Annotated in this window: 20 protein-coding genes; 14 read left to right on the top strand and 6 right to left on the bottom strand. The window is 71.8% G+C overall.

The window, feature by feature from the left end:
• The first annotated feature begins 78 nt into the window (after nt 1-78).
• The 5 genes from ACZ61E_RS26465 to ppk2 all read left to right on the top strand — a co-directional run bounded on the left by ACZ61E_RS26465 (nt 79) and on the right by ppk2 (nt 6,236).
• Nucleotides 79-1,344 (top strand): nucleotide sugar dehydrogenase, encoded by a 1,266-nt coding sequence (locus ACZ61E_RS26465; RefSeq protein ID WP_469702368.1) that lies wholly within the window; start codon nt 79-81, stop codon nt 1,342-1,344.
• 94 nt (nt 1,345-1,438) lie between these two features.
• Nucleotides 1,439-3,406 (top strand): FAD/NAD(P)-binding protein, encoded by a 1,968-nt coding sequence (locus tag ACZ61E_RS26460; protein ID WP_469702367.1) that lies wholly within the window; start codon nt 1,439-1,441, stop codon nt 3,404-3,406.
• 39 nt (nt 3,407-3,445) lie between these two features.
• On the top strand, nt 3,446-4,873 hold the full coding sequence (locus ACZ61E_RS26455; protein ID WP_469702366.1) for a nitrosuccinate lyase: 1,428 nt from the start codon (nt 3,446-3,448) through the stop codon (nt 4,871-4,873).
• A gap of 189 nt (nt 4,874-5,062) precedes the next feature.
• Nucleotides 5,063-5,257: a hypothetical protein gene (locus ACZ61E_RS26450; protein WP_469702365.1), complete on the top strand. Its 195-nt coding sequence runs from the start codon at nt 5,063-5,065 to the stop codon at nt 5,255-5,257.
• Nucleotides 5,244-6,236 (top strand): polyphosphate kinase 2, encoded by a 993-nt coding sequence (gene ppk2, locus ACZ61E_RS26445; protein ID WP_469702364.1) that lies wholly within the window; start codon nt 5,244-5,246, stop codon nt 6,234-6,236. The genes ACZ61E_RS26450 and ppk2 overlap by 14 nt, the downstream gene beginning before the upstream one ends.
• A 37-nt stretch (nt 6,237-6,273) precedes the next feature.
• On the opposite strand, the gene ACZ61E_RS26440 is transcribed toward ppk2, so the two are convergent.
• Nucleotides 6,274-7,434, bottom strand: coding sequence for a phospholipase D-like domain-containing protein (locus tag ACZ61E_RS26440; protein WP_469702363.1), 1,161 nt, complete (start codon nt 7,432-7,434; stop codon nt 6,274-6,276).
• Between the two features lie 245 nt (nt 7,435-7,679).
• Entirely contained in the window at nt 7,680-8,291 is a 612-nt protein-coding gene (locus ACZ61E_RS26435; protein WP_469702362.1) for a phosphoribosylanthranilate isomerase, read from the bottom strand.
• 17 nt (nt 8,292-8,308) lie between these two features.
• Between ACZ61E_RS26435 and ACZ61E_RS26430 the strand changes: the two genes are divergently transcribed.
• The gene (locus ACZ61E_RS26430; protein WP_469702361.1) at nt 8,309-9,376 is read left to right on the top strand and encodes an AMP-binding protein; all 1,068 of its coding nucleotides are present in this window, start codon (nt 8,309-8,311) and stop codon (nt 9,374-9,376) included.
• Here ACZ61E_RS26430 and ACZ61E_RS26425 read toward each other — a convergent pair.
• Nucleotides 9,363-10,661, bottom strand: a complete 1,299-nt coding sequence (locus tag ACZ61E_RS26425; RefSeq protein WP_469702360.1) for a M6 family metalloprotease domain-containing protein — start codon at nt 10,659-10,661, stop codon at nt 9,363-9,365. The two genes, ACZ61E_RS26430 and ACZ61E_RS26425, sit on opposite strands and share 14 nt — an antisense overlap.
• Before the next feature lie 285 nt (nt 10,662-10,946).
• Between ACZ61E_RS26425 and ACZ61E_RS26420 the strand changes: the two genes are divergently transcribed.
• Nucleotides 10,947-11,597 carry a TetR/AcrR family transcriptional regulator gene (locus ACZ61E_RS26420; RefSeq protein WP_469702359.1) on the top strand — a complete coding sequence of 217 codons (651 nt, stop codon included), beginning with the start codon at nt 10,947-10,949 and terminating at the stop codon, nt 11,595-11,597.
• Nucleotides 11,598-11,744: 147 nt separating this feature from the next.
• A complete protein-coding gene (locus tag ACZ61E_RS26415) occupies nt 11,745-13,292 on the top strand; it encodes an MFS transporter (RefSeq protein ID WP_469702358.1) in 1,548 nt (515 codons plus the stop codon).
• Nucleotides 13,293-13,352: 60 nt separating this feature from the next.
• On the opposite strand, the gene ACZ61E_RS26410 is transcribed toward ACZ61E_RS26415, so the two are convergent.
• On the bottom strand, nt 13,353-13,850 hold the full coding sequence (locus ACZ61E_RS26410; RefSeq protein ID WP_469702357.1) for a MarR family winged helix-turn-helix transcriptional regulator: 498 nt from the start codon (nt 13,848-13,850) through the stop codon (nt 13,353-13,355).
• A 108-nt stretch (nt 13,851-13,958) separates the two neighbouring features.
• Between ACZ61E_RS26410 and ACZ61E_RS26405 the strand changes: the two genes are divergently transcribed.
• The 5 genes from ACZ61E_RS26405 to ACZ61E_RS26385 all read left to right on the top strand — a co-directional run bounded on the left by ACZ61E_RS26405 (nt 13,959) and on the right by ACZ61E_RS26385 (nt 19,503).
• The gene (locus ACZ61E_RS26405; RefSeq protein ID WP_469702356.1) at nt 13,959-14,741 is read left to right on the top strand and encodes a dioxygenase family protein; all 783 of its coding nucleotides are present in this window, start codon (nt 13,959-13,961) and stop codon (nt 14,739-14,741) included.
• Between the two features lie 149 nt (nt 14,742-14,890).
• Nucleotides 14,891-16,180 (top strand): sugar ABC transporter substrate-binding protein, encoded by a 1,290-nt coding sequence (locus ACZ61E_RS26400; protein WP_469702355.1) that lies wholly within the window; start codon nt 14,891-14,893, stop codon nt 16,178-16,180.
• Nucleotides 16,170-17,180: a carbohydrate ABC transporter permease gene (locus ACZ61E_RS26395; RefSeq protein WP_469702354.1), complete on the top strand. Its 1,011-nt coding sequence runs from the start codon at nt 16,170-16,172 to the stop codon at nt 17,178-17,180. The genes ACZ61E_RS26400 and ACZ61E_RS26395 overlap by 11 nt, the downstream gene beginning before the upstream one ends.
• Nucleotides 17,177-18,004, top strand: a complete 828-nt coding sequence (locus tag ACZ61E_RS26390; RefSeq protein ID WP_147877017.1) for a carbohydrate ABC transporter permease — start codon at nt 17,177-17,179, stop codon at nt 18,002-18,004. The genes ACZ61E_RS26395 and ACZ61E_RS26390 overlap by 4 nt, the downstream gene beginning before the upstream one ends.
• Nucleotides 18,001-19,503 (top strand): glycoside hydrolase family 3 N-terminal domain-containing protein, encoded by a 1,503-nt coding sequence (locus tag ACZ61E_RS26385; protein WP_469702353.1) that lies wholly within the window; start codon nt 18,001-18,003, stop codon nt 19,501-19,503. The genes ACZ61E_RS26390 and ACZ61E_RS26385 overlap by 4 nt, the downstream gene beginning before the upstream one ends.
• 84 nt (nt 19,504-19,587) lie before the next feature.
• Here ACZ61E_RS26385 and ACZ61E_RS26380 read toward each other — a convergent pair whose 3' ends face one another.
• Entirely contained in the window at nt 19,588-20,127 is a 540-nt protein-coding gene (locus tag ACZ61E_RS26380) for a GNAT family N-acetyltransferase (RefSeq protein ID WP_469702381.1), read from the bottom strand.
• A 150-nt stretch (nt 20,128-20,277) separates the two neighbouring features.
• Between ACZ61E_RS26380 and ACZ61E_RS26375 the strand changes: the two genes are divergently transcribed.
• Complete coding sequence (locus ACZ61E_RS26375) at nt 20,278-21,273, top strand: sigma-70 family RNA polymerase sigma factor (RefSeq protein ID WP_469702352.1); 996 nt, start codon at nt 20,278-20,280, stop codon at nt 21,271-21,273.
• A 67-nt stretch (nt 21,274-21,340) separates the two neighbouring features.
• Here the strand turns inward: ACZ61E_RS26375 and ACZ61E_RS26370 are convergent, their stop codons facing one another.
• The gene (locus ACZ61E_RS26370) at nt 21,341-22,309 is read right to left on the bottom strand and encodes a helix-turn-helix transcriptional regulator (RefSeq protein WP_469702351.1); all 969 of its coding nucleotides are present in this window, start codon (nt 22,307-22,309) and stop codon (nt 21,341-21,343) included.
• Nucleotides 22,310-22,327 lie beyond the last annotated feature (18 nt).

Here is a 22,327-nt window from a genome sequence, read left to right as displayed (position 1 = left end):
CGCGGCGGCCGGCCGCTTCGCCCGGCCGCCGTCGCCCGACCCTGACCAACTGGCCAATCTTCTCCGACGGGAGCAACCGTGAAAAGCAAGGTCGTCGTTGTCGGGCAGGGGTACGTGGGCCTGCCACTGGCCGTCCGGGCCGCGCAGGCGGGCCACCAAGTGGTCGGCTACGACGTGGACACCGACCGCGTCAAACGGCTCGTCAGCGGCGAGTCCTACGTCGAGGACATCCCCGACGCGCAGCTCGCCGTCCTGCTCGACCAGGGCACCTATCTGCCCACCACCGACCCCCACGACCTCGACGGCTTCGACATCGCCGTCGTCACCGTGCCCACCCCGCTGCGGGACGGCGCCCCCGACCTCTCGTACATCGAGTCGGCCGCCCACACCCTCGCGGGCCGGCTGCGCCCCGGCGCGACCGTGGTCCTGGAGTCGACCACCTACCCCGGCACCACCGTCGAACTGCTCGTCCCCCTGCTGGAGGAGGGCTCGGGCCTCGTCGCCGGCCAGGACTTCCACCTCGGCTACAGCCCCGAGCGCATCGACCCCGGCAACCCCACCTGGCGCCTGGAGAACACGCCCAAGGTGGTCTCCGGCATCGACCCGGCCTCGCTCACCGCCGTACAGACCTTCTACGACACGATCACCAGCACCACCGTGCCGGTACGCACCACCGAGGTCGCCGAGCTGTCGAAGCTGATCGAGAACACCTTCAGGCACGTCAACATCGCCCTGGTCAACGAGATGGCGATGTACGCGCACGAACTCGGCGTGGACGTCTGGGAGGCGCTGGACGCCGCGGCCTCCAAACCCTTCGGCTTCATGCGCTTCACCCCCGGCCCCGGCGTCGGCGGACACTGTCTGCCGGTCGACCCCGAGTACCTGTCCTGGCGGGTCAGGCGCACGCTCGGCCGCAGCTTCCAGTTCGTCGAACTCGCCAACGAGATCAACGGACACATGCCCGACCACGTGGTCCAGCGGCTGCTGCTCGCCTTCAACGCCCGCCGCCGGCCGCTGGCCGGCTCCCGGGTCCTGCTGCTCGGCCTCGCGTACAAGCCGAACACCGGCGACGCCCGCGAGTCGCCCGCGCTGCGGGTGGCGGAGCTGCTGCTCGGTCTCGGCGCCGAAGTACGGGCGGCCGACCCGTACGTGGTCGAGGCGGTCACCGTGAACAGCAGGCTGACCCGCTGCGAGTTCACCGAGGAGGAGCTGGCGGCGGCCGACGCCGTGGTGCTGCTGACCGACCACGACACCTTCGACTACGAACTCGTCGCCCGCGCCTCGGACTTCGTCCTCGACTGCCGGCACCGGCTGGAGACCGGTCCCACCGTCGAGGTCCTCTGAAAGCCCTCTTTTCCTGCACTCCTCCGAGCGGTGACCAGGCGAGCGAGAGACCGGCCGCTATCCAGGCCGTCCAACGGGAGACGGAGACACACACGTGAGTGACGGACATCTGGAGGTCTGCATCGTCGGCGCCGGCCCCCGCGGGCTCTCGGTGCTGGAACGGCTCTGCGTCAACGCGCGCCGGAGCCTGCCGGACGGCGCCACCCTCACGGTGCACCTCGTGGACCCGCACCGTCCCGGCGCGGGCGGGGTGTGGCGCACCGACCAGTCCCACCACCTGCTGATGAACACCGTGGCCTCACAGGTCACGCTGTTCACCGACGAGAGCGTGGAGATCGACGGCGAACTCGCCCCCGGCCCCAGCCTGTACGACTGGGCGGTCCGGACGGCGGCGGCGCCGCAGGAGGGCACCGGCGAGGCGTACGACGACCAGGTGCGCGCCGAGGCCCGCGACCTCACCCCGGACTCCTACCCGACCCGCGCCTTCTACGGCCACTACCTGGAGTGGGTCTTCCGGCACGTCGTACGCACCGCGCCCGCGCACGTCCGCGTCGTCGCCCACCCGTCGCGGGCGGTCCGGCTGGACGGCGGTCCCGAGGGGCCGCAGGCGGTGCACCTCGCCGACGGCTCCCGCCTCGACGGCCTGGACGCGGTCGTCCTGGCCCAGGGCCACCTTCCCGTCCGGGGCGGCCCCGGCGAGCGCGTACTCGCCGACTTCGCGCGCACCCACCGGCTGACGTACGTCCCGCCCGCCAACCCCGCCGACGTCGACCTGTCCGCCGTCCGGCCCGGCGAGGCCGTCGCCCTGCGCGGACTCGGGCTCAACTTCTTCGACCACCTGACGCTGTTCACGCTCGGCCGGGGCGGTACGTACACCCGCGAGGACGGCCGGCTCGTCTACGCCCCGTCCGGACGCGAACCGCGCCTGTACGCCGCCTCCCGGCGCGGCATCCCGTACCACTCACGGGGCCGCAACCAGAAGGGCGCGCACGGCCGCCACATCCCGCGCGTGCTGACCCCGGAGGTGCTGGAGCGGCTGCGCACCGCCGCCCGGCTCGGCGGCGGCCTCGACTTCGGCCGCGACCTGTGGCCGCTGATCGCCAAGGAGGTCGAGACCGTCTACTACACGGCGCTGCTCGTCCCGCGCGTCGGCGAGCGGGAGGCCGCCCGGTTCGGCGACCGGTATCTGGGGCCCGCCTGGGGATCGGCCGAGGAGTCCGACCTGCTCGACGCGTACGGCATCGGTCCCGAGGCCCACTGGGACTGGAAACACCTCTCCCTGCCCCACGCCGACCGCGGCTTCCGGAGCGCCGGGGACCACCGCGACTGGCTGCTGGACATCCTGCGCCGGGACCTCGCCGAGTCCGAGGCGGGCAACGTCGAGGGCCCGCTGAAGTCCGCCCTCGACGTACTGCGGGACCTGCGCAACGAGATCCGCCTGGTCGTCGACCACGGCGGACTCACCGGCCGCTCGCACCGCGACGACCTGGAGCGCTGGTACACCCCGCTCAACGCCTTCCTCTCCATCGGCCCGCCGGCCGGCCGGATCGAGCAGATGATCGCCCTCGTCGAGGCCGGGGTGCTGGACGTCCTGGGCCCCGGCATGCGCGTCGGCACCGACCCGGACCGGGGCGTCTTCACCGTCGACGCACCCGCCGTGCCCGGCTCCGCGACCTGCGTCACCACCCTGGTCGAGGCCCGGCTGCCCGAGCCCGATCTGCGCCGGACGACCGACCCGCTGCTGACGGACCTGCTGGCCACGGGGCAGTGCCGCCCCTACGCGATAGCCGACCCGGAACTCGGCGCGTACGAGACCGGCGGCCTGGCCGTCACGCCCCGGCCCTACCGGCTGGTGGACGCCGAAGGCCGCGCCCACCCCCGGCGCTTCGCCTACGGTGTGCCGACCGAGGCCGTCCACTGGGCCACCGCCGCCGGGGTCCGCCCCGGCGTCAACTCGGTGACCCTGGGCGACTCCGACGCGATCGCGCTGGCCGTCCTGGCCCTGCCCGCGGGTCCGCCCCGTCCTCCGGTGACGGACCACCAGAAGTCCAGAACCACCTGAGAACATCGCCGCACGAAGCGAGTTGACGAGGACTCAGACATGACGCACAGTCAGCCCACCGCCGACACCGGGCTTTTCTCACCCGTCCGGTCGGGCACCCCGGCCGAGGCAGCCACGAGCGACACCGCGTGCCTCCAGGCCATGCTCGACACCGAGGCGGCCCTGGCGCGAGTGCAGGCCCGGCTCGGCACCGTACCCGAGTCCGCCGCCCGCGCCATCGGCGAGGCGGCGCGGGCCGAACACTTCGAGCTGGCCGAGCTGGCGGTCCAGGCGCGCGGCGCCGCCAACCCGGTCGTCCCCCTCGTCCGGCGGCTGACCGCGCTGGTCGCCGCCGGTGACGCCGACGCCGCCCACAGCGTCCACCAGGGCTCCACCAGTCAGGACATCCTCGACACCGGCCTCATGCTGGTCGCCGCGCGCACCCTGGACCTCGTACTCGCCGACCTGGACCGGACCGCCGCCGCGCTGGCCCGGCTCGCCGCCCGGCACCGCGACACCCCCATGGCCGCCCGCACCCTCGGCCAGCACGCCGTCCCGACCACGTTCGGCCTCAAGGCGGCCGGCTGGCTCCAGGGCGTGCTGGACGCGCGGGACCGGCTGCGCCGGGTCCGCGCACAGGGGCTGCCGGTCCAACTCGGCGGCGCGGCGGGCACGATGGCGGGATATCTGGAGTACGCGCTCCTGCACGCACCGGACGCCGCCGACGACGGCGGGAAGCGCTACATCGGGGAACTGCCCGCCGCGCTCGCCGCGGAGCTGGACCTCGCCGAACCGCTCGTGCCCTGGCACACCGTCCGCACCCCCCTCGCCGACCTCGGCGCGGCGCTCGCCCTGCTGACCGGCGCGCTCGGCGGTATCGCGGCGGACGTCCAGCTGCTGTCCCGCACCGAGACGGGCGAGCTGGCGGAACCGGCCGCCGAGGGCCGGGGCACCTCCTCCGCCATGCCGCACAAGCGCAACCCGGCGCTCTCGGCGCTGATCCGCGCGGCCTCGTACCAGGTGCCCTCCCTCGTCGGCACCCTCATGCAGGTGTCGGTCCACGACGACGAGCGGCCCTCCGGCGCCTGGCACGCCGAATGGCTGCCGCTGCGCGACTGTCTGCGCCTGGCGGGCGGCGCGGCGCACACCGCCGCGGAGCTGACGGAGGGTCTCACCGTCCACGGGGACAGGATGCTGGCCAACCTGGACCTGACGGGCGGTCTGGTCGTCTCCGAACGGCTCGCGGCCCTGCTCTCCGTGGAACTCGGCAGGACCGAGGCGAAGACACTGGTCAGCCGCGCGTCGGCGGAGGCGGCGACCTCCGGCAGGCATCTCGCGGACGTCCTGGCCGAAGCCCCCGAACTGGCCGGCCGCCGCTCGCCCGACGAGCTGCGCAAGCTGTCGGACCCGGCCCACTACACGGGGGCGGCGGGCCAGTTGGTGGACCGGGTGCTCGGCCGCTTCGACCCCGGCCGGCCCGCGGACTGACCCGGCGCGTCCGGCTGATTCCGCCGGGCCGGGGGTGGACGGACCGGCGAGCGGCCCGCACCGCCGGTCACGGTGCCCCACCGGGCCTTTCGGCTCGCTCCCCGGGAACGAGCCCTGTGCGAGGATGACACCGTCGCCCGGCAATGGCCGCGCGGCCCCGTGCGACACCCTTTCCCTGGATGGTCCTGGATGCAGAGCTCTCAGCGTCGTATCGTCCGCACCGCGCCTCTGCCGACCGCGGACGCTTCCGTCGCGCGTCCGCAGCACAGCGGCCTCTTCCTGGAGGCGCAGTACACGATCGAACTCCCCCCGCTCGACGAGGAGGAGGAAGCCGACCCCGGCGCCACCCCTTACCGGGGAAGGCAGCCGTATGTCGCAGGCTGAGGACGCCGGGAAGGCACTCCTCGACGGTCTGACGGTCGACGACCGGAATCCCCAGCAGCCCGTCCTGCTCGACAAGTCGGGCCGCCCCGTGCGGACATGGCGGCAGAACTACCCGTACGACGAGAAGATGCGCCGCCGCGAGTACGAGCGGACCAAGCGCACGCTCCAGATCGAGCTGCTCAAGTTGCAGCGCTGGGTGAAGGACACCGGGCAGCGGGTGGTCGTGGTCTGCGAGGGCCGGGACGCGGCGGGCAAGGGCGGCACCATCCAGCGGTTCACCGAGCGGCTCAACCCGCGTGGCGCCCGCGTCGTGGCCCTGGAGAAGCCCACGGAGCGGGAAGCGGGGCAGTGGTACTTCCAGCGGTACGTCGCGCACCTGCCCTCCGCCGGGGAGATCGTCTTCTTCGACCGCTCCTGGTACAACCGGGCCGGTGTCGAGCGCGTGATGGGCTTCTGCACCCCGGCCCAGTACGAGCACTTCCTCCACCAGGCGCCCCAGTTCGAGCGGATGCTCACCGACGACGGCATCCTGCTGGTCAAGTTCTGGTTCTCGGTCTCGCACGACGAGCAGCGCACCCGGTTCGCGAAACGGCAGATCGATCCCGTACGGCAGTGGAAGCTCTCGCCCACCGACGTCGCGTCGCTCGACCTCTGGGACGCGTACACCGCCGCGAAGGTCGACATGTTCCGGGCCACCGACACCGCGTACGCGCCCTGGACCGTGGTCAAGAACAACGACAAGAAGCGCGGCCGGCTGGAGGCCATGCGCAGCCTGCTGTGGCGGGTGGACTACGACCTGAAGGACGAGTCGGCCGTGGGTGAACCCGACCCGCTCATCGTCGGTCCGGCCGACACCCTGCTCGAAGAGGGGGAGGAGAGCACCGTCTTGTCCCCGACCCCGCTCGCGTCGCGCCCTGCCGGCCCCGGCGACCACCCGCCGTTCACGCGGCCGGAGCACTACCGGAAGCCGGAGGGCTGACCGGCCGGCACCGGTCGCCGGACGGCCGCGGCACCGGTCACAGATAGCGGCGGATCGGGACCACGGCCGCCTCCTGGGCCCGCCGCACCAGGCCGCGCCGCTTCCAGCGGCGCGGGCAGATCGGCTCGCTCAGCGTCAGATCCTCCTCGAAGTGCTCGTCGAGGGTGGCGGTGAAGGCCGGGTCCAGCACGGCGAGCATGACCTCCTCGTCGTGGTCCAGCGAACGCCGGTTGAAGTTCGTGGACCCGATCAGCGAGGCGACCGAGTCGACGGTGATGACCTTCGCGTGCATCATCGTCGGTTGGTACTGGTGGATCTTCACGCCGCACGCCGTCAGCTGCTCGTAGTACCGCTGGCCCGCGAGCAGACAGACCCGCTTGTCCGTGTGCGGCCCCGGCAGCAGGATCTCCACCGACACCCCGCGCCGGGCCGTCGCGCACAGCAGCTCGACGAAGTACTCGTCCGGCGCGAAGTACGCCGTGGCCAGCCGTACCCGCTCCTCCGCCGACTCCAGCATGACCCGGATCAGGGTCTGCATGTCCTGCCAGCCGAAGCTGGCCGACCCGCGCACCACCTGGACGATCGCGTCGCCCTGCGCGTCCTGCGCGACGAACCGGTCCCGCTCGTCGAACATCTCGTCGTGGCACTCCGCCCAGTTCTGGGTGAACGCGGCGGCGATCCCGTCCACCGCGGCCCCCCGGACCCGTACGTGCGTGTCGCGCCACTCGTTCTCGTTCCGCGCGTCGCCGCACCACTCCTCGGCGATGCCCACGCCGCCCGTGAAGGCGGTCGTCTCGTCCACGACGAGCACCTTGCGGTGGCAGCGGTGGTTCTGCTTCAGCGGCGAGAGGTACAGCGGCTTGCGGAACCAGGCCACCTGCACCCCGGCCCGCTCCATCTCCGCCAGCTGGTCCTTCTCGATCAGCCGGCTGCCGAACCCGTCGAGCAGCAGCCGCACCCGCACCCCGGCACGGGCCCGCTCGCTCAGCGCCCGCGCGAACTCGTGGGCGATGTCACCGCGCCAGTAGACGAAGGTCATCATGTCGACGGTGTGCTCGGCGCCACGGATGCTCTCCAGCATCGACGAGAAGATCTCGTCACCGTTCCGCAGCGGGACGAGCGCGTTGCCCTCGGTCATGGCGATACCGATCAGCCGCTCCAGGCGCCGTCGTATGCGCAGGATCTTCTCGGTCGTCATGGACTCCGGCGTCGTCGGCTCACCGATCCGCGGCGCGGGCAGGACAGATCTCTGTGGCGGGCGGGACAAGGGGACACCCCTCTCGGGTCGGGTCGGTACCTTGTCCCGGATTCCCCCGTCGCGCCCGGTCACGCCGAGTTCCACGCCACATGTTCGCCGGCTCACGTCCGGCGGGCGCGATCCGGTCGGCACCCGTCCGGCCGCGGACGCCCGGCGCGGACGCCCCGTACGGCGCCGCGCGGCGCTCAGTCGCGGAACGCGCCCGCCGCCCCCAGGAACTTCCCGATCAGGCCCACGTCCTTCACACCCCGGCTGCTCTCCACCCCGCTCGACACGTCCACGCCCCACGGCCGCAGCGCCGTCACGGCGTCCACCACGTTGTCCGGGGAGAGCCCGCCCGACAGCACCCACGTGCCCGTCGGCTGCTCCGGCAGCGAGTCGGGGGACCAGCGTTCGCCGGAGCCCGGCCGCGGCGAGTCGATGATGAGCATGTCCTCGCCGTACGCGCCCGCGGCCAGCGGATCGCCCGACTCCGGCGAGGTGGCGCGGATGAGGCGGTACCCGTCGGCGCGCAGCGCGGCGAACGCCTCGGGCGGCTCGCCGCCGTGCAGCTGGACGGTGTCCGCGCCCGCCTCGGCCGCCGCCCGGCGCACCTCGTCCAGGGACTCGCCGCGGAAGACCGCGACCCTGGCGACACCGGGCGGTACGAGCGCGGCCAGCGGGCGGGCCGCGGCGGGCGAGAGCCGGCGGGGGCTCGTCGTCAGGATGAACCCGACGGCGGAGGCCCCGCCGGCCACGGCGGCCTCGACCTCGGCGGGCTTCCGCAGACCGCAGACCTTGACGTACAAGTTGTGCAACAGGAGCTCCTCGCTCGGTGGACTCCACCCGAGAGTACGAAGAAAGCGAGACGTACGTGCCGCACACCGCCGCCCTGACCGCCCCGGGTGCGCCTTTCGAGGTCGTACGCGCCGAGAACGGCTCGCTCATGTACGCGGACGGGCCGCGCACGCTGCGGGAGTTCGTGGAGACGACATGGGCGTACGGGGAGCGGCCCTTCCTCGTCGGCGGCGACGGGACCGTCCTGCTCGCGTACGGCGACTTCTTCGCCGCCGCGACCGCGCTGGCCAACCGCTTCGTGGACACCTACGGCCTGCGGCCGGGCGACCGCGCGGCCGTCCTGATGGGCGACCGCCCCGAATGGCAGACCGCCTTCTGGGCCACGCAGCTCGCCGGGCTGGTCACCGTGCCGCTCGACGCCGCGTGGAGCGCGGACGGGATCGCCCGCGTACTGGACCACTGCGCCCCCCGCCTGCTGCTCGTGGACGACGAGCGGCTGCCCGCCGTCGCGGGGCGGACGGGGGAGCGGACGGTGGTCTTCGGGTCCGGGGGGTCCCGCCGACCCGGGGCGGCGGGTGCCCCGGCCGGGCCCGCCGAGCGGTACGAGGACCTGCCGGCCCCCGATCCGTACGCGGCCCCGCCCGACATCGAGATCCGCGCCGAGGACGACGCCACGATCGACTACGCGTCCGCGGCCGGCCCGCTCCGGGGCGCCGTCGCCACACAGCTGGCGCAGGCGGGGGCCGCGATGGACGCCCGTTTCCGCGCGGCGGCCGACGCGCTGGGACGCGGCGGGCTGCCGGGCCTCGGCCCGGCCCCCGTCACACCGCTGACGGGTCCCTTCTCCGGTCCCGCCGCGCTCCTCGACGTGTACGGGGCCATGGCGGCGGGCGGCGCGCTCGTGCTGGACGCGCCGGTGCGGGCGGAACGGCCCCGGCGGGGGCCGGCGGACACGGCCGCCGGGACGCCCGCCGTCGAGTCGCGCGTGTCGGAGGAGACCGGCGAGCTGTGGCTGCGGGGTCAGTCGCTGCCGTACGCCTACTGGCGGGACGAGGAGGCCACGGCCGCGGCGTTCACGCCCGACGGCTGGTTCAGGGCCGGGTGACGCGGACCCGGTAGCCGCCGTCGCCGTCGGTGCCGAGCACCGCTATGCCGACGCCGCTGTCCCGGTCCCGGAACGTCTCTCCGGGCCCGTACGGCGCGTCGGACAGCTCCGCGTGCACGTTGGGCCGCCGCGTACAGCCGCCGCTGCGCTCCTCGCTGTCGGAGACGGTCACCGGACCGCGTCCGGTGTCGACGTCGGTCTCGACCCGGTAGATCAGCACACCGGGTTTGCACACGGCCTCGTCGTTGCCCGCGCGGGTGCGGACCTCGACGGCGAAACCGGCCTCGTCGGAGACGGGGACGAACGCCAGTTTCCGGCCGCCCCCGGTGGCCAGCGGAGTGAGGTCGTGCTCGCTCTCGCCGGGCACGGAAGCGCAGCTGACCTGGGCGTTGTCGAGCCAGCCGAGCTTCCACTTGTGCCAGCCCAGCAGATCGTTGTTGGCCCCCCAGTCCTCGGACATGATGTCCCAGTGCCCGACCGTGCCGCCGCCGTCCGTCGTGTAGAGGTCGGGGAGGCCGAAGACATGGCCGTTCTCGTGCGGCAGGACGCGGTAGCCGGTGCGTGAGTACGACCCCGAGCCGTCGTCCTGTCTGCTGTAGACGAACGAGGTGTTGGAGAGCGGGACACCGTCGGCCTTCGGGGCCTCGCCGTTCCCGGAGAACGTCACGGACAGGACGGTGTCCAGGGCCGAGGGCCCCGCGTTGGGCGTGACGAGGATGTTGACCAGGTCGTACTCGCTGAAGTCCACCTCGGGGTCGGCCGCCGTCACGATGTCCTGGACGAGTCGCCGGTAGCCGGGTTCGTAGGGGGCGCCGCGCTCTATCCCGTAGTCGGCGAACGGCAGCGGCATCCGCAGCCAGTCCTTCAGGGGGGCCTCGGGCCGGTAGTCGAGCCGTCCGTAGGAGCTGGTGCGGAACCACTGCGAGGTCTGCGGGAAGAACTCACCGAGCCGGTCGGCGGCGCGGCCGGGACCCGGCGCGTCGGAGAAGTCGACCATCAGGTTGAGCGCGCGCACGGTGCCGGTTGAGCGGGTGTAGCCGGCGGGGGTGGGCACACCCTCGGACATCTGGACGCCCGCGGCGGGGGCGATACGGCACGGGGCGAGCGTCGAGTCGTGTGCGCTGGACGCGGGGCCGGCGGAGGCGCGGATGGGCAGCGGGAGGGTGGCGCTGGCGGTGGCGAGGGCGGCGAGGGTCAGTGAGCCGACGGCGGCGAGTGTGCCGAGCCGACGCGGTCTGTGGCGGCCGTGACCTGCGGTTCCGCGTATCCGACGGGTGTTCTTCATCGGCCGCCTTCGGGTCAGCGGCAGTCGTCCTGCTGACTGCTCTCGGTCCGCTCACCCTGCGACGGTCGGCGTGTCGGCGCTCGCTGGGTGCGCCGATCGTGGGGTTTTCGATCGCCGTACGGGCGTAAATGCCGGGGCCGGCGATTGAGGACGCCCTCCCGGCGCACCCGTGACCCAGCTCACACGGCCCGCCGAAATAACCGGGGACGTCTTCCCCGTTTGCACCCGTGTCAACGAAAACGGGGACCCGCTCCCCACTTGTGTGAACCGACGGAAAGGCCCGACGTGACCACCGCTGCCGCATCGGAAACGCGCCGCGTCCCGCGTCCGCGGGCGGACGCTCTGCGCAACAGGGAGCGCATCGTGGCGGCGGCCCGCGAGATCCTCGTGGAGTCGGGTCCCGACGTTCCGCTCGACGAGATCGCGCGGCGCGCCGGTGTCGGCAACGCGACCCTCTACCGCCACTTCCCCGACCGGTCCGCGCTCATCCTGGACGTGGTGCTCTCCGTCATGGCGCGCACCGCGGACCAGGCCGAGCGGATGGCGGCCGAGGAGGCCGACCCGTTCGTGGCGCTCAGCCGCTTCGTCCACGCGGCGGCCGACGAACGGATCGGGGCCCTGTGCCCGCTCCTGTCCGGCAGCTTCGACGGAGACCTTCCCCGGCTGCACGCGGAGCGCGAACGGCTCGAAGGGGCGGTGGAGGACCTGATGGAGAAGGCGCGCGCCGCGGGCAGGCTGCGCACCGACGTCGCGGTCGGTGACCTGATGGTCGCCCTCTCCCAGCTCACCCGTCCGCTGCCGGGTACCGGTTGCCTCAACATCGACCGGTTCACCCACCGGCATCTACAGCTGTTCCTCGACGGCCTGGAGGCGCCCGCGCGCTCCGAGCTGCCGGGTGCGGCGGCGACTCTGGAGGATCTGCGCCACGGTCGATGACGACCTGTGCGGCGCCCCCCGGACCCAGAACTTCTGTCGACCACGAACATCCCGAACATCCCGGACACCACGTAACCAGCGCGTAGGGCCGACCAGTGCGTCCCCGCGTCCGTTATGAACTCTTCGTACGCATAGGCGGACTCACCCATGTCGAAAACAGCCGAGACCCGGCTCCCGGACCTCACGGTCCCCGACCCGGTCCCTGATCCCAATCGCTGGAAAGCCCTGGTGTTCATCGCCCTGGCCCAGCTCATGGTCGTGCTCGACGCGACCATCGTGAACATCGCGCTGCCCTCCGCCCAGCAGGACCTGGGGATATCGGACGGCAACCGCCAGTGGGTCATCACCGCGTACGCGCTCGCTTTCGGCGGTCTGCTGCTCTTCGGCGGACGCATCGCCGACCTGTGGGGACGCAAGCGCACCTTCACCGTCGGCCTGCTCGGCTTCGCCGCCGCGTCCGCCATCGGCGGCGCCGCCACCAGCGAGGCCATGCTGCTCGGCTCGCGCGCCCTCCAGGGTGTGTTCGGCGCGCTGCTCGCGCCGGCCGCGCTCTCGCTGCTCGCCGTGACGTTCGGCGATCCCAAGGAGCGCGCCAAGGCGTTCGGCATCTTCGGTGCGATCGCCGGCGGCGGTGGCGCCGTGGGTCTGATCCTCGGCGGATTCCTCACCGAGTACCTAGACTGGCGCTGGACCTTCTTCGTCAACATCCCGTTCGCGATCGTGGCCGCCGCCGGCGCCTACTTCGTGATCCGGGAGCCCGCGGGCGGCCGCAACCGCAACCCGCTCGACATCCCCGGTGTCGTCCTGTCCACGCTCGGCCTGGTGGCGCTGGTGTACGGCTTCACGCGCGCCGAGTCCGAGGGCTGGTCCGACCCGGTCACCGTCGGCATGTTCGTCGCGTCGGCCGTCCTGCTGGCCACGTTCGTCGCGGTGGAGGCGCGGGTGAAGTCGCCGCTGCTGCCGCTGCGCGTCCTGATGGAGCGCAACCGCGGCGGTGTCTATCTCTCGCTCGGCCTGGCCATCATCGGCATGTTCGGTCTGTTCCTCTTCCTGACCTACTACCTCCAGGTCGTGAAGGGCTACACACCGGTCAAGACCGGGTTCGCCTTCCTGCCGATGATCGTCGGCATGATCACGGGCTCCACCCAGATCGGCGCCCGGCTGATGACCCGGGTGCCGCCGCGGCTGCTGATGGGCCCCGGCTTCCTCGTCGGTGCGACCGGCATGCTGCTGCTCACGCGGCTGGAGATCGGCACCTCGTACCCCGGTCTGATCCTGCCGGCGCTGCTGCTGCTCGGTCTCGGCATGGGTACGGCGTTCATGCCGGCCATGTCCCTGGCGACGCACGGCATCGAGCCGCGTGACGCGGGCGTCGCCTCCGCGATGGTCAACACCTCGCAGCAGGTCGGCGGCGCGATCGGTACGGCGCTGCTGAACACCGTGGCCGCCTCCGCCACCACCGCGTACGTCGCGGCCAACGCGGCGGGTGCGGGCAGCCCGAGGCTCCTGGAGCTCCAGGCGATGGTGCACGGATACGCGAGCGCCATCTGGTGGGCGGTCGGCATCCTGGTGATCGCCGCCGGTATCGCGTTCACTCTCATCAACACGGGCCGTCCGGGGAGCACCCGGGTGGTCAGGGGCGAGGGCGCCGGTGCCTCGGCGGAGGACGTCCAGATCCCGGTGGCCATGCACTGAGGCGCACGCCCACCGAACCGTCGGCCCACCGGCCGGGTACTGCCCTGGCGCCGCCGCTCCTCAGCGGCGCCAGGGCAGATCCGCGTCCGAACCCTCCGGCTGGAGCCCCTCCGCCATCACCCGCATGATCTCCCCGAGCTGGGTCACCTGCTCGGGGCCGAGCCGGTCGAAGATCGCCTGCCGTACGGCGGCGACATGGCCGGGCGCCGACCGCCGCAGCACCTCCTCGCCCGCGTCGGTGAGGATCGCGTTCTGCCCGCGCCGGTCGGAGGGGCAGTCCTCGCGCCGTACCCAGCCGTTCCCCTCCAGGCGGGCTATCGCGTGCGAGAGACGGGACCGGGTGATCTTGGCGTTCTGGGCGAGCCGGGTCATCCGCATCCGGTGCTGCGGGGCGCGGGCCAGCTGCACGAGCAGGGCGTAGTAGATGTGCGGCATCCCCGCGTCGCGCTGCAACTGGCGGTCGAGATGGTCCTCCAGCAGCGTGGTGGCCTGGAGGTACGCCTGCCAGACGCTCTGCTCCTCGGCGCTGAGCCAGCGTGGCCGCTCTTCGGTCCCCATGCTCTCCACCCTACGCGCTCCTTGAAAGTTGAACTAGATGGACGTAAAGTCCCTCGGGTAAGTGTTTTAAAGTTCAAGCAGATCATCGGAAACCGGCAGGGAGACGCCATGACCAGCACAGCGGAGCGCATGCCCGCCCTCTATCTCTCCCACGGCGCCCCTCCCCTCGCCGACGACCCGCTGTGGCCCGGACAGCTCGCCGCCTGGTCCGCCGGACTGCCGCTGCCGAAGGCGATCCTGATGGTCTCAGCCCACTGGGAGGAAGCCCCCCTCGCCCTCGGCGCCACCGAGACCCGGCCGCTGGTCTACGACTTCTGGGGCTTCCCCGAGCACTACTACCGGGTCCGGTACGACGCCCCGGGCGCCCCCGCACTCGCCGACTCCGTCGAGAAACTGCTCCGCGGTCCCGGCGCCCCCGTCCAGCGCGTCCCCGACCGGGGGCTGGACCACGGCGCGTACGTCCCGCTGGTCGAGATGTTCCCCGGCGCCGACATCCCCGTACTCCAGATCTCCATGCCGACGCTCGACCCGGCGGAACTCCTCGCGATCGGCCGCAAGCTCGCCCCGCTGCGGGACGAGGGCGTCCTCGTCGTCGGCAGCGGCTTCTTCACGCACAACCTGGCCGCGCTGCGCCACGCGGGCCCCGGAGTGCCGGGCTGGTCGGCCGAGTTCGACGACTGGGGCCGCGAGGCGCTGCTCGCACGGGACGTCGACGCGCTGCTCGACTTCACGCACAAGTCCCCGGCCGGGCAGCTCGCGCACCCGCGCACCGAGCACTTCGCGCCCCTGTTCGTGACGCTCGGCGCCGCCGAGGAGGAGCTGCACACCGTACGGAACGTCATCGACGGCTTCTGGATGGGACTGGCCAAACGGTCGGTGCAGTTCGGCTGACCCGCGCCCCGGTACTCCGCCAGTGGTCCACCCAATGGCAGACGGGTTCAGATAGGCAACGGTTCGACATCCCCTGGCCAATGGCACTTGACCGGGCAATCGGGGCTCCGTACGTTCCTGTGGTCTAGACATCCTGTTAGGGAGCGGCCATGCGGAAACACGTCATCGGGGCCTTTGTCGTCACCATGGCGCTCGGACTCTCTGCCTGCGGCAGTGGGGACTCGGGCGGGGACGGCGGCGGAACGTCGGGCAAGGGCAAGACCCTGACCGTATGGATCATGGAGGGGACCAACCCGGACCCCAAGCCCTTCTTCAACGAGGTCGCCGCGGCCTTCAAGGAGAAGACGGGCGCGACGGTCAAGGTCGAGTACCAGCAGTGGGCCACCGCGCAGAAGAAGTTCACCACCGCGATCGAGGGCGGACCGAGCCAGGTCCCCGACGTCGCCGAGGTCGGCACCACCTGGATCCCGCAGTTCGCCGAGACCGGCGGCCTCGTCGACGTGACCGACAAGGTGAAGGACTCCGGGCTCAACGACGACCTGGTCGAGGGCCTGGCCGACGCGGGCACGCTGGACGGCAAGCAGTACGGCATGCCCTGGTACGCCGGTGTCCGCGGACTCCTCTACCGCAAGGACATCTTCGAGAAGCACGACCTCAAGGCCCCGACGACCTGGAAGGAACTGCGCGACACCGCGCTGGTCCTGAAGGAGAAGGAGCCGGGCATGATCCCCTTCCCGGTCGCGGGCGGCGCGGAGATGTTCGCGACCCCGTTCGTCTGGGGCGCCGGCGGCGAACTCGCCGTCGACGAGGGCGGCAAGTGGAAGTCCGGCATCAACTCCCCGGAGTCGGTCAAGGGCATCACGTACTACACCGACCTCGCGAAGAAGGACAAGCTGTCCCCGGCGAAGGTCACCACCTGGACCGAGAAGGAGGTGGCGACCGACTTCCAGAAGGGGAAGATCGCCATGTCCCTCTCCGGCAACTGGACGCCCAAGGCGTTCGTCCAGGCGGCCCCCGACCTGGAGGGCAAGCTCGCCGCGGCCCCGATCCCCGGTGAGACCGGCGGCATGAGCAAGTCCTTCCTCGGCGGCTCCTACCTCTCCACCTTCAAGGGCGAGAACCAGGACCTGGCCTGGGAGTACGTCAAGCTGGTCACCACCGGCGAGTTCGCCACCAAGTGGGCCGAGCAGACGAACTACTTCCCCGGACAGAACTCCCTCCTCAAGAAGGTCCAGGCGGAGAACGACCCGCTGGTCGCGCCGTTCGCCAAGCAGATGACCGAGGCCGGCGCCACCGTGCCCAAGACGCCCGCCTACGGCCAGATCCAGGCCACCCAGGTCGTCACGAAGATGGTGCAGTCCATCCTCACCGGCAAGCAGACCGTGCAGGAGGCCGCGGACCAGGCCGCCGAGGAGATGGACAAGATCTTTGCCTCCTGAGTCGCTCATCGAAGACTCGGCGCACGACGACGTGGCCGCGGCGACCTCCCCCGTGAAGTCGCCGCGGCCACGCGGCCGGCGCCCGAGCCCGACGCTGCGCCGCAAGCAGCTCGGTCGCACCACCCGCCCCTGGCTGCTGCTCCTGCCCTCCCTCGTGGTGCTGGCGGGGCTCCTCCTGTGGCCGCTGGTCAAGGTCGGCATCCTGTCGGTCCAGGACTACGAGGTGAAGTTCGGCGGCGGAGTCGGCACGTACACCGGCTTCGACCACTACAAGGACCTGCTGAGCGACGGCGCCCTGTGGCGCACGGTCCTGCCCAACACCGCGTTCTTCGCGGTCGCCTGCGTGGCGCTGACCGTCGCGCTCGGCACCCTCGCCGCACTGCTGCTCCAGCGGCTCGGCACCACCTGGCGGGTCATCTGCTCCACCGCGATCATGGCGGCCTGGGCCATGCCCGCGGTCACCGGCACCTACGTCTGGGTCTGGCTGTTCTCGGCGGGCGACGGAATGATGAGCCAGCTCGCCGGCTCACTCGGACTGATCGACCCGGAGACCACGAACTGGTTCACCGAACGGCTGTCCTTCTACGCCATCGCCACCCTCAACGTCGTGCACCACGGCTTCCCGTTCGTCGCCATCACCGTGCTCGCGGGGCTGCTGACCATCCCCAAGGAGCTGTACGAGGCGGGGATGATCGACGGCGCGAGCGCCTGGCAGCGGTTCTGGAAGATCACCGTCCCCACCATCAAGCCGATCTTCCTCGTCGTCACCATCCTGTCGACCATCTGGGACTTCAAGGTCTTCACCCAGATCTATCTGATGCCGGGCGGCGCGGGCAGCAACGAAGAGGTCCTCAACCTCGGCGTCTGGTCCTACCAGCAGGCGTTCGCCCTGAACGACTACGGCGCCGGCGCGGCCACCGCCGTACTCCTCACACTGCTCCTGCTGCTGATCACCGTCGTCTACATCCGAACCCTCTTCAAGGAGAGTGACGAGCTGTGACCCGCACGACGACCGCCGGGCGGATCGGGCTCGCTGTCGCGGTGTTCGCGCTGCTGGTCTTCACGCTGTTCCCGGTGTACTGGATGGTCAGCACCGCGCTCGACCCCAACGCGATCACACGCGGCGCCGACGTCCTGCCGAGCGGGATCAGCGGCGAGCACTTCAGCTACATCTTCGACCGCGGCAACTTCGGCCAGTTCCTGACCAACTCGCTGATCGTCGGACTCGGCACGATCCTGGTCTCCGGGCTGCTGGCGCTGTTCGCCGCCGTGGCCGTCGCGCGCTTCCGCTTCCGGTTCCGCACCTCCGTGCTGATCATGGTGCTGATCGTGCAGATGGTCCCGCTGGAGGCGCTCGTCATCCCGCTCTTCCTCCAGATGAGGGACTACGAACTGCTCAACAGCCTCATCGGGCTGACCGTCGTCTACATCGCGCTCTCCCTGCCCTTCGCGATCTGGACGCTGCGCGGCTTCGTCGCCACCGTGCCCAAGGAGGTCGAGGAGGCCGCGTACCTCGACGGCTGCTCCTGGCCCCGGATGTTCTGGTCCGTCCTGCTGCCGCTGGTCGCGCCGGGCCTCGTCGCCACCAGCGTCTTCGCCTTCATCACCGCCTGGAACGAGTTCGTCTTCGCGTACACCTTCATGAAGGACGGCTCCAAGTACACCGCCGCCGTGGGGCTGTTCCAGTTCTTCGGCGAGAACTCCACCTCCTGGGGCCCGGTCATGGCCGGCTCCACCCTCATCACCCTGCCGGTGCTGATCTTCTTCATCATCGTGCAGCGCCGACTGGCCTCCGGGCTGGCGGCCGGTGCGGTGAAGGGGTGAGCCCCGCGAACTCCGAGGACTCGGCGTCACGCCTGGTCAACTCCGTGCTGCTGCCCGGCTTCCACGGCACCGAGCCGCCCCCGTGGCTGCTCGGCGCCGTGGACGACGGACTCGCCGGCGTCGTGTACTTCGCGCACAACGTGCCCGGCCCCGAGGCCGCCGCGGCGCTCTCGGCCGCCCTGCACGCCCGCCGCGCCGACCTGATCATCGCAAGCGACGAGGAGGGCGGCGACGTCACCCGTCTGGAGGCCGCGACCGGCTCCTCGTACCCCGGCAACGGGGCCCTCGGCGAGGTCGACGACACCGACGTCACCGAGCGGATCGCCCGCGCCATCGGCCACGACCTGCGGGCGGCGGGCATCGACCTGAACCTCGCGCCCGACGTCGACGTCAACGCGAACCCGGACAACCCGGTGATCGGCATCCGGTCCTTCGGCGCCGACGCCGCCCACGTGGCCGGACACTCCGCCGCGTACGTCACCGGCCTCCAGTCCGCCGGCGTCGCGGCCTGCGCCAAGCACTTCCCCGGCCACGGCGACACGGCCGTCGACTCGCATCTGCGGGTGCCCCGGCTGGACGCCGACCTCGACCTGCTCCGACAGCGCGACCTGCTGCCGTTCGCCGCCGCGATCGAGGCGGGCAGCCGCTGTCTGATGACCGGGCACATCACGGCCCTCCCGTTCGGCGACGCACCCGCCTCGCTGAACGCCGAGGCGGCCCGGCTGGCCCGCGAGGAACTGGGCTTCACCGGCGCCATCGTCACCGACGCGCTCGACATGGGCGCCGTCCTGGCCGACCCGGGCTTCGGCCCCGCCTGCGTCCGCGCCGTCCTCGGCGGCGCCGACCTGCTCTGCCTGGGCAACCCGGACACCGCGGAGGCCGCCGAGCGCGCCTACACGACGGCGCGCGACGCGCTCCTCGACGCCGTCGCGACCGGCGAACTGCCCACCCGGCGGCTCGCGGAGGCCGGACGGCGGGCCCGGGAACTGGCGGAGTGGATCGGCCGCGCCCGCGCCACACCGCCGCCTCCCAAGGAGGACGCGCTGCCGTTCGCGGTCGCCCGCGCCGCCCTGCGGGTACGCGGCAACGTCGTGCTCGGCCCGGCGCCGTACGTGATCGACCTGCGACAGCAGGTCAACCACGCCTCCGGCAGCCGCGCGCCCCATCTGAACCGGCTGCTCGCCGACGCCATGCCGGGCCTCACCACCACCGGCGTGCCCGCCGACGGCCCGACCGCCGCCCGCGCGGACACCGCGCTCCGGGGCGCCGGCGGGCGCCCCGTGGTCGTCCTCGCCCGCGAGCCGCACCGGGACGCGCGGGAGACCGCGCTGCTGCGTGAGATCGTCGCCCGCCGCCCGGACGCCGTCGTCGTCCTCACGGGCTGGCCGCACGCCGTGGACGCGCTGGCCGCCAACACCGTCGTGACGTACGGCTCCGCCCGCGTCAACGCGCGGGCGGCCGTGGAGCGCCTCCTGGGCGGCACCCCGCACGGAGGCTAGCCGTGTCTTCGAAGGAGCGCCGTCCGCCCGCAGCGCGGGCCGGGCGGGACTTCGAAGACCCGACCCAGCGGGGCACGGCGCGCGTCAGAGCTTCTTCTCGTACCAGGCGACGTCCCAGTACCTGCCGAACTTGCGGCCGACCTCGCCGTACGTACCGATGTGCCGGAAGCCGAAGCGCTCGTGCAGCCGCACCGACGGGTTCGTCCCCCCGTCCTCGCCGGGAGTCACCCCCCGCACGATGCCCGCGTACGCGCGGTGCACGTCCTCGCCCTCCAGGACCTTGAACAGCTCCTCGTAAAGAAGCGTGCCGACTCCCCGCCCCGCCGCCCCGGCCAGGCAGTACACCGTCACCTCCACGGAGGTGGAGTACGCCGGCTTCGGCCGGAGAGGACTACTGGTCGCGTAACCGAGCACACGTCCGGAGGGAACTTCCTGAGCAACCCTGAGGCGGTGTGGGCCGTCTTCGGGGTAGGAGCGCAGCCACGGGCGGCGTTGCTCGGGGGTGAAGGTCTGGGTGTCGAAGGTGATCGGCGTCTCGCGGACGTAGTGGTTGTAAATCTCCGTGAGCGCCGTCAGATCGTCCTCCGTTCCGCTTCTGACCTGCACTTCCGTCCAGCTTGGCACCATGCGTCCCTCCTCGTGGCGGGACAGGGTACTGCATGATCACAAAAATGAGTGCACGCCTTGGGAATTCTGTCCGGATTCCAGTCGTTGTTTCCAACGGATGCAGGGCACCCGGAAGGGTGTCGCGACCGACTCAGTAAGGGAGCTCGCATGGCAACCCGTGCCGTCGCCCGTCGTACCGCCACCGGCGGTCCGAAAGCGGCAAGCAGTGTTCGCGCCGTGGGCGGGGAGATCGCCGACCGCGACCTGGTCGGCATGTACCTCGACGAGATCGCGCGTACTCCGCTCCTCGACGCCGCCAAGGAAGTCGAACTGTCCCAGACCATCGAAGCGGGTGTGTACGCGCAGCAGATCCTCGACGGATCGGTGGAGAGCGAGGGCGCCGGCGCCCGGCGCGAGGAGCTGGAAGCCCTCGTCGCCGCCGGCGAGCGCGCGAAGGACGTCTTCATACGCTCGAACCTCCGTCTCGTCGTCGCCGTGGCCCGGCGCTACCCGCGCAGTGGACTGCCCCTGCTCGACCTCATCCAGGAGGGCAACGCCGGCCTGGTGCGCGCGGTCGAGAAGTTCGACTACGCCAAGGGATTCAAGTTCTCCACCTACGCGACCTGGTGGATCCGCCAGGCCATCACCCGGTCCATCGCGGACCAGTCACGCACGATCAGGCTGCCCGTCCACCTCGTGGAGGAGCTCGGCCGCATCCGCAGGGTGCAGCGCGAGTTCAACCGTGAGCACGGGCGCGACCCGGAGCCCTCCGAGGTCGCCGCCGAGCTCGGCTCCAACGCCGCGCGGGTCACCGACGTCCTGGACTGGGCCCGTGACCCGGTCAGCCTGAACATGTCGGTGGACGACGACGGGGACACCCAGTTCGGCGATCTGCTGGAGGACACCTCGGCGATCTCGCCCGAGCAGTCCGTCCTCACGCTGCTGCGCAGCGAGGAGCTGGAAGAGCTGATCGGCAGGCTCGACCACCGCACGGCCTCCATCATCAAGATGCGCTACGGCATCGAGGACGGCCGGGAGCGGACGCTCACCGAGGTGGGCAAGCAGCACGGCCTGACCCGGGAGCGGATCAGGCAGATCGAGAAGCACGCCCTGCTCGAACTGAAGAAGATGGCGCACGACGTGGGGTTCGACGCCGCGGCGTGACCCAGGGCGTGCCCCATGAGCGGAGTCCCGGTATCCATCCCCCCCGGTGCCGGGACTCCTCACGTACTCACGCACCACCCGCCGCGCGCGTCAGCCGGTCACCCAGCTCCGCGATGTGCTCGACCAGCCGCGCGGGCCGGTGGACCGTGAACTCGCAGTTCACCAGAGCCAGTCGCAGCGCCAGCCACTCCAGCGAATCGCCCGCCTCGGTCCGTAGCCGGCAACTGCCGGGACCGGTCGGCTCCGGCACCCCGAACGACGGCGGCAGCCGCGCCGCCACCTGCTCCGCGGGCGCCGCGAAGCTCACATCCACCTCCCACGGCTGCTGCGCGCCCCGCATCGAGCTGGTCAGGAACTCCGCCGCGTCACCCGTCGGCAGCTCACGCGGTGCGAAGCGCGCCCCGGTCGGGAACGGCTCACCGACCCGGTCGACCCGGAACGTACGCCAGTCCTCCCGCCCCAGGTCGTACGCGACGAGATACCAGCGGCGCGCCGTCGACACCAGACGGTACGGCTCGACCTGCCGTCTGGTCCGCGCGCCGTCGCCCGCGCGGTAGTTGAACCGCAGCCGCTCCGTACCGGTGATCGAGGCGGCGACGGCGGTCAGCGTCCGGGGGTCCACGCTCGCCGCGTCGCCCCGGATCAGCAGCGGCACCGTCGCGGCCTGGAGGGTGGAGACCCGGCGCCGCAACCGCGACGGCAGCACCTGCTCCAGCTTCGCCAACGCCCGTACGGACGCCTCCTCGACGCCCTCGATCGCATGGCCCGCGCCGGCCCGCAGGCCCACCGCGATGGCCACCGCCTCCTCGTCGTCCAGCAGCAGCGGCGGCATGGCGGCGCCCGCCACCAGCCGGTACCCACCGACCGCGCCCCTGCTGGCCTCCACCGGATAGCCGAGATCGCGCAGCCGGTCGATGTCCCGGCGAATGGTGCGCGGGCTGACGTCGAGACGCGCCGCCAGTTCGCTGCCCGGCCACTCGCGTGGCGTCTGGAGGAGCGACAGCAGATTCAGGAGTCGTGCCGGAGTGTCCGTCATGCGCTCCAGGGTGCCAGT

It is taken from the genome of Streptomyces sp. NPDC104581 (assembly GCF_055583685.1).
This window is presented reverse-complemented; position numbering and strand designations above follow the sequence as displayed.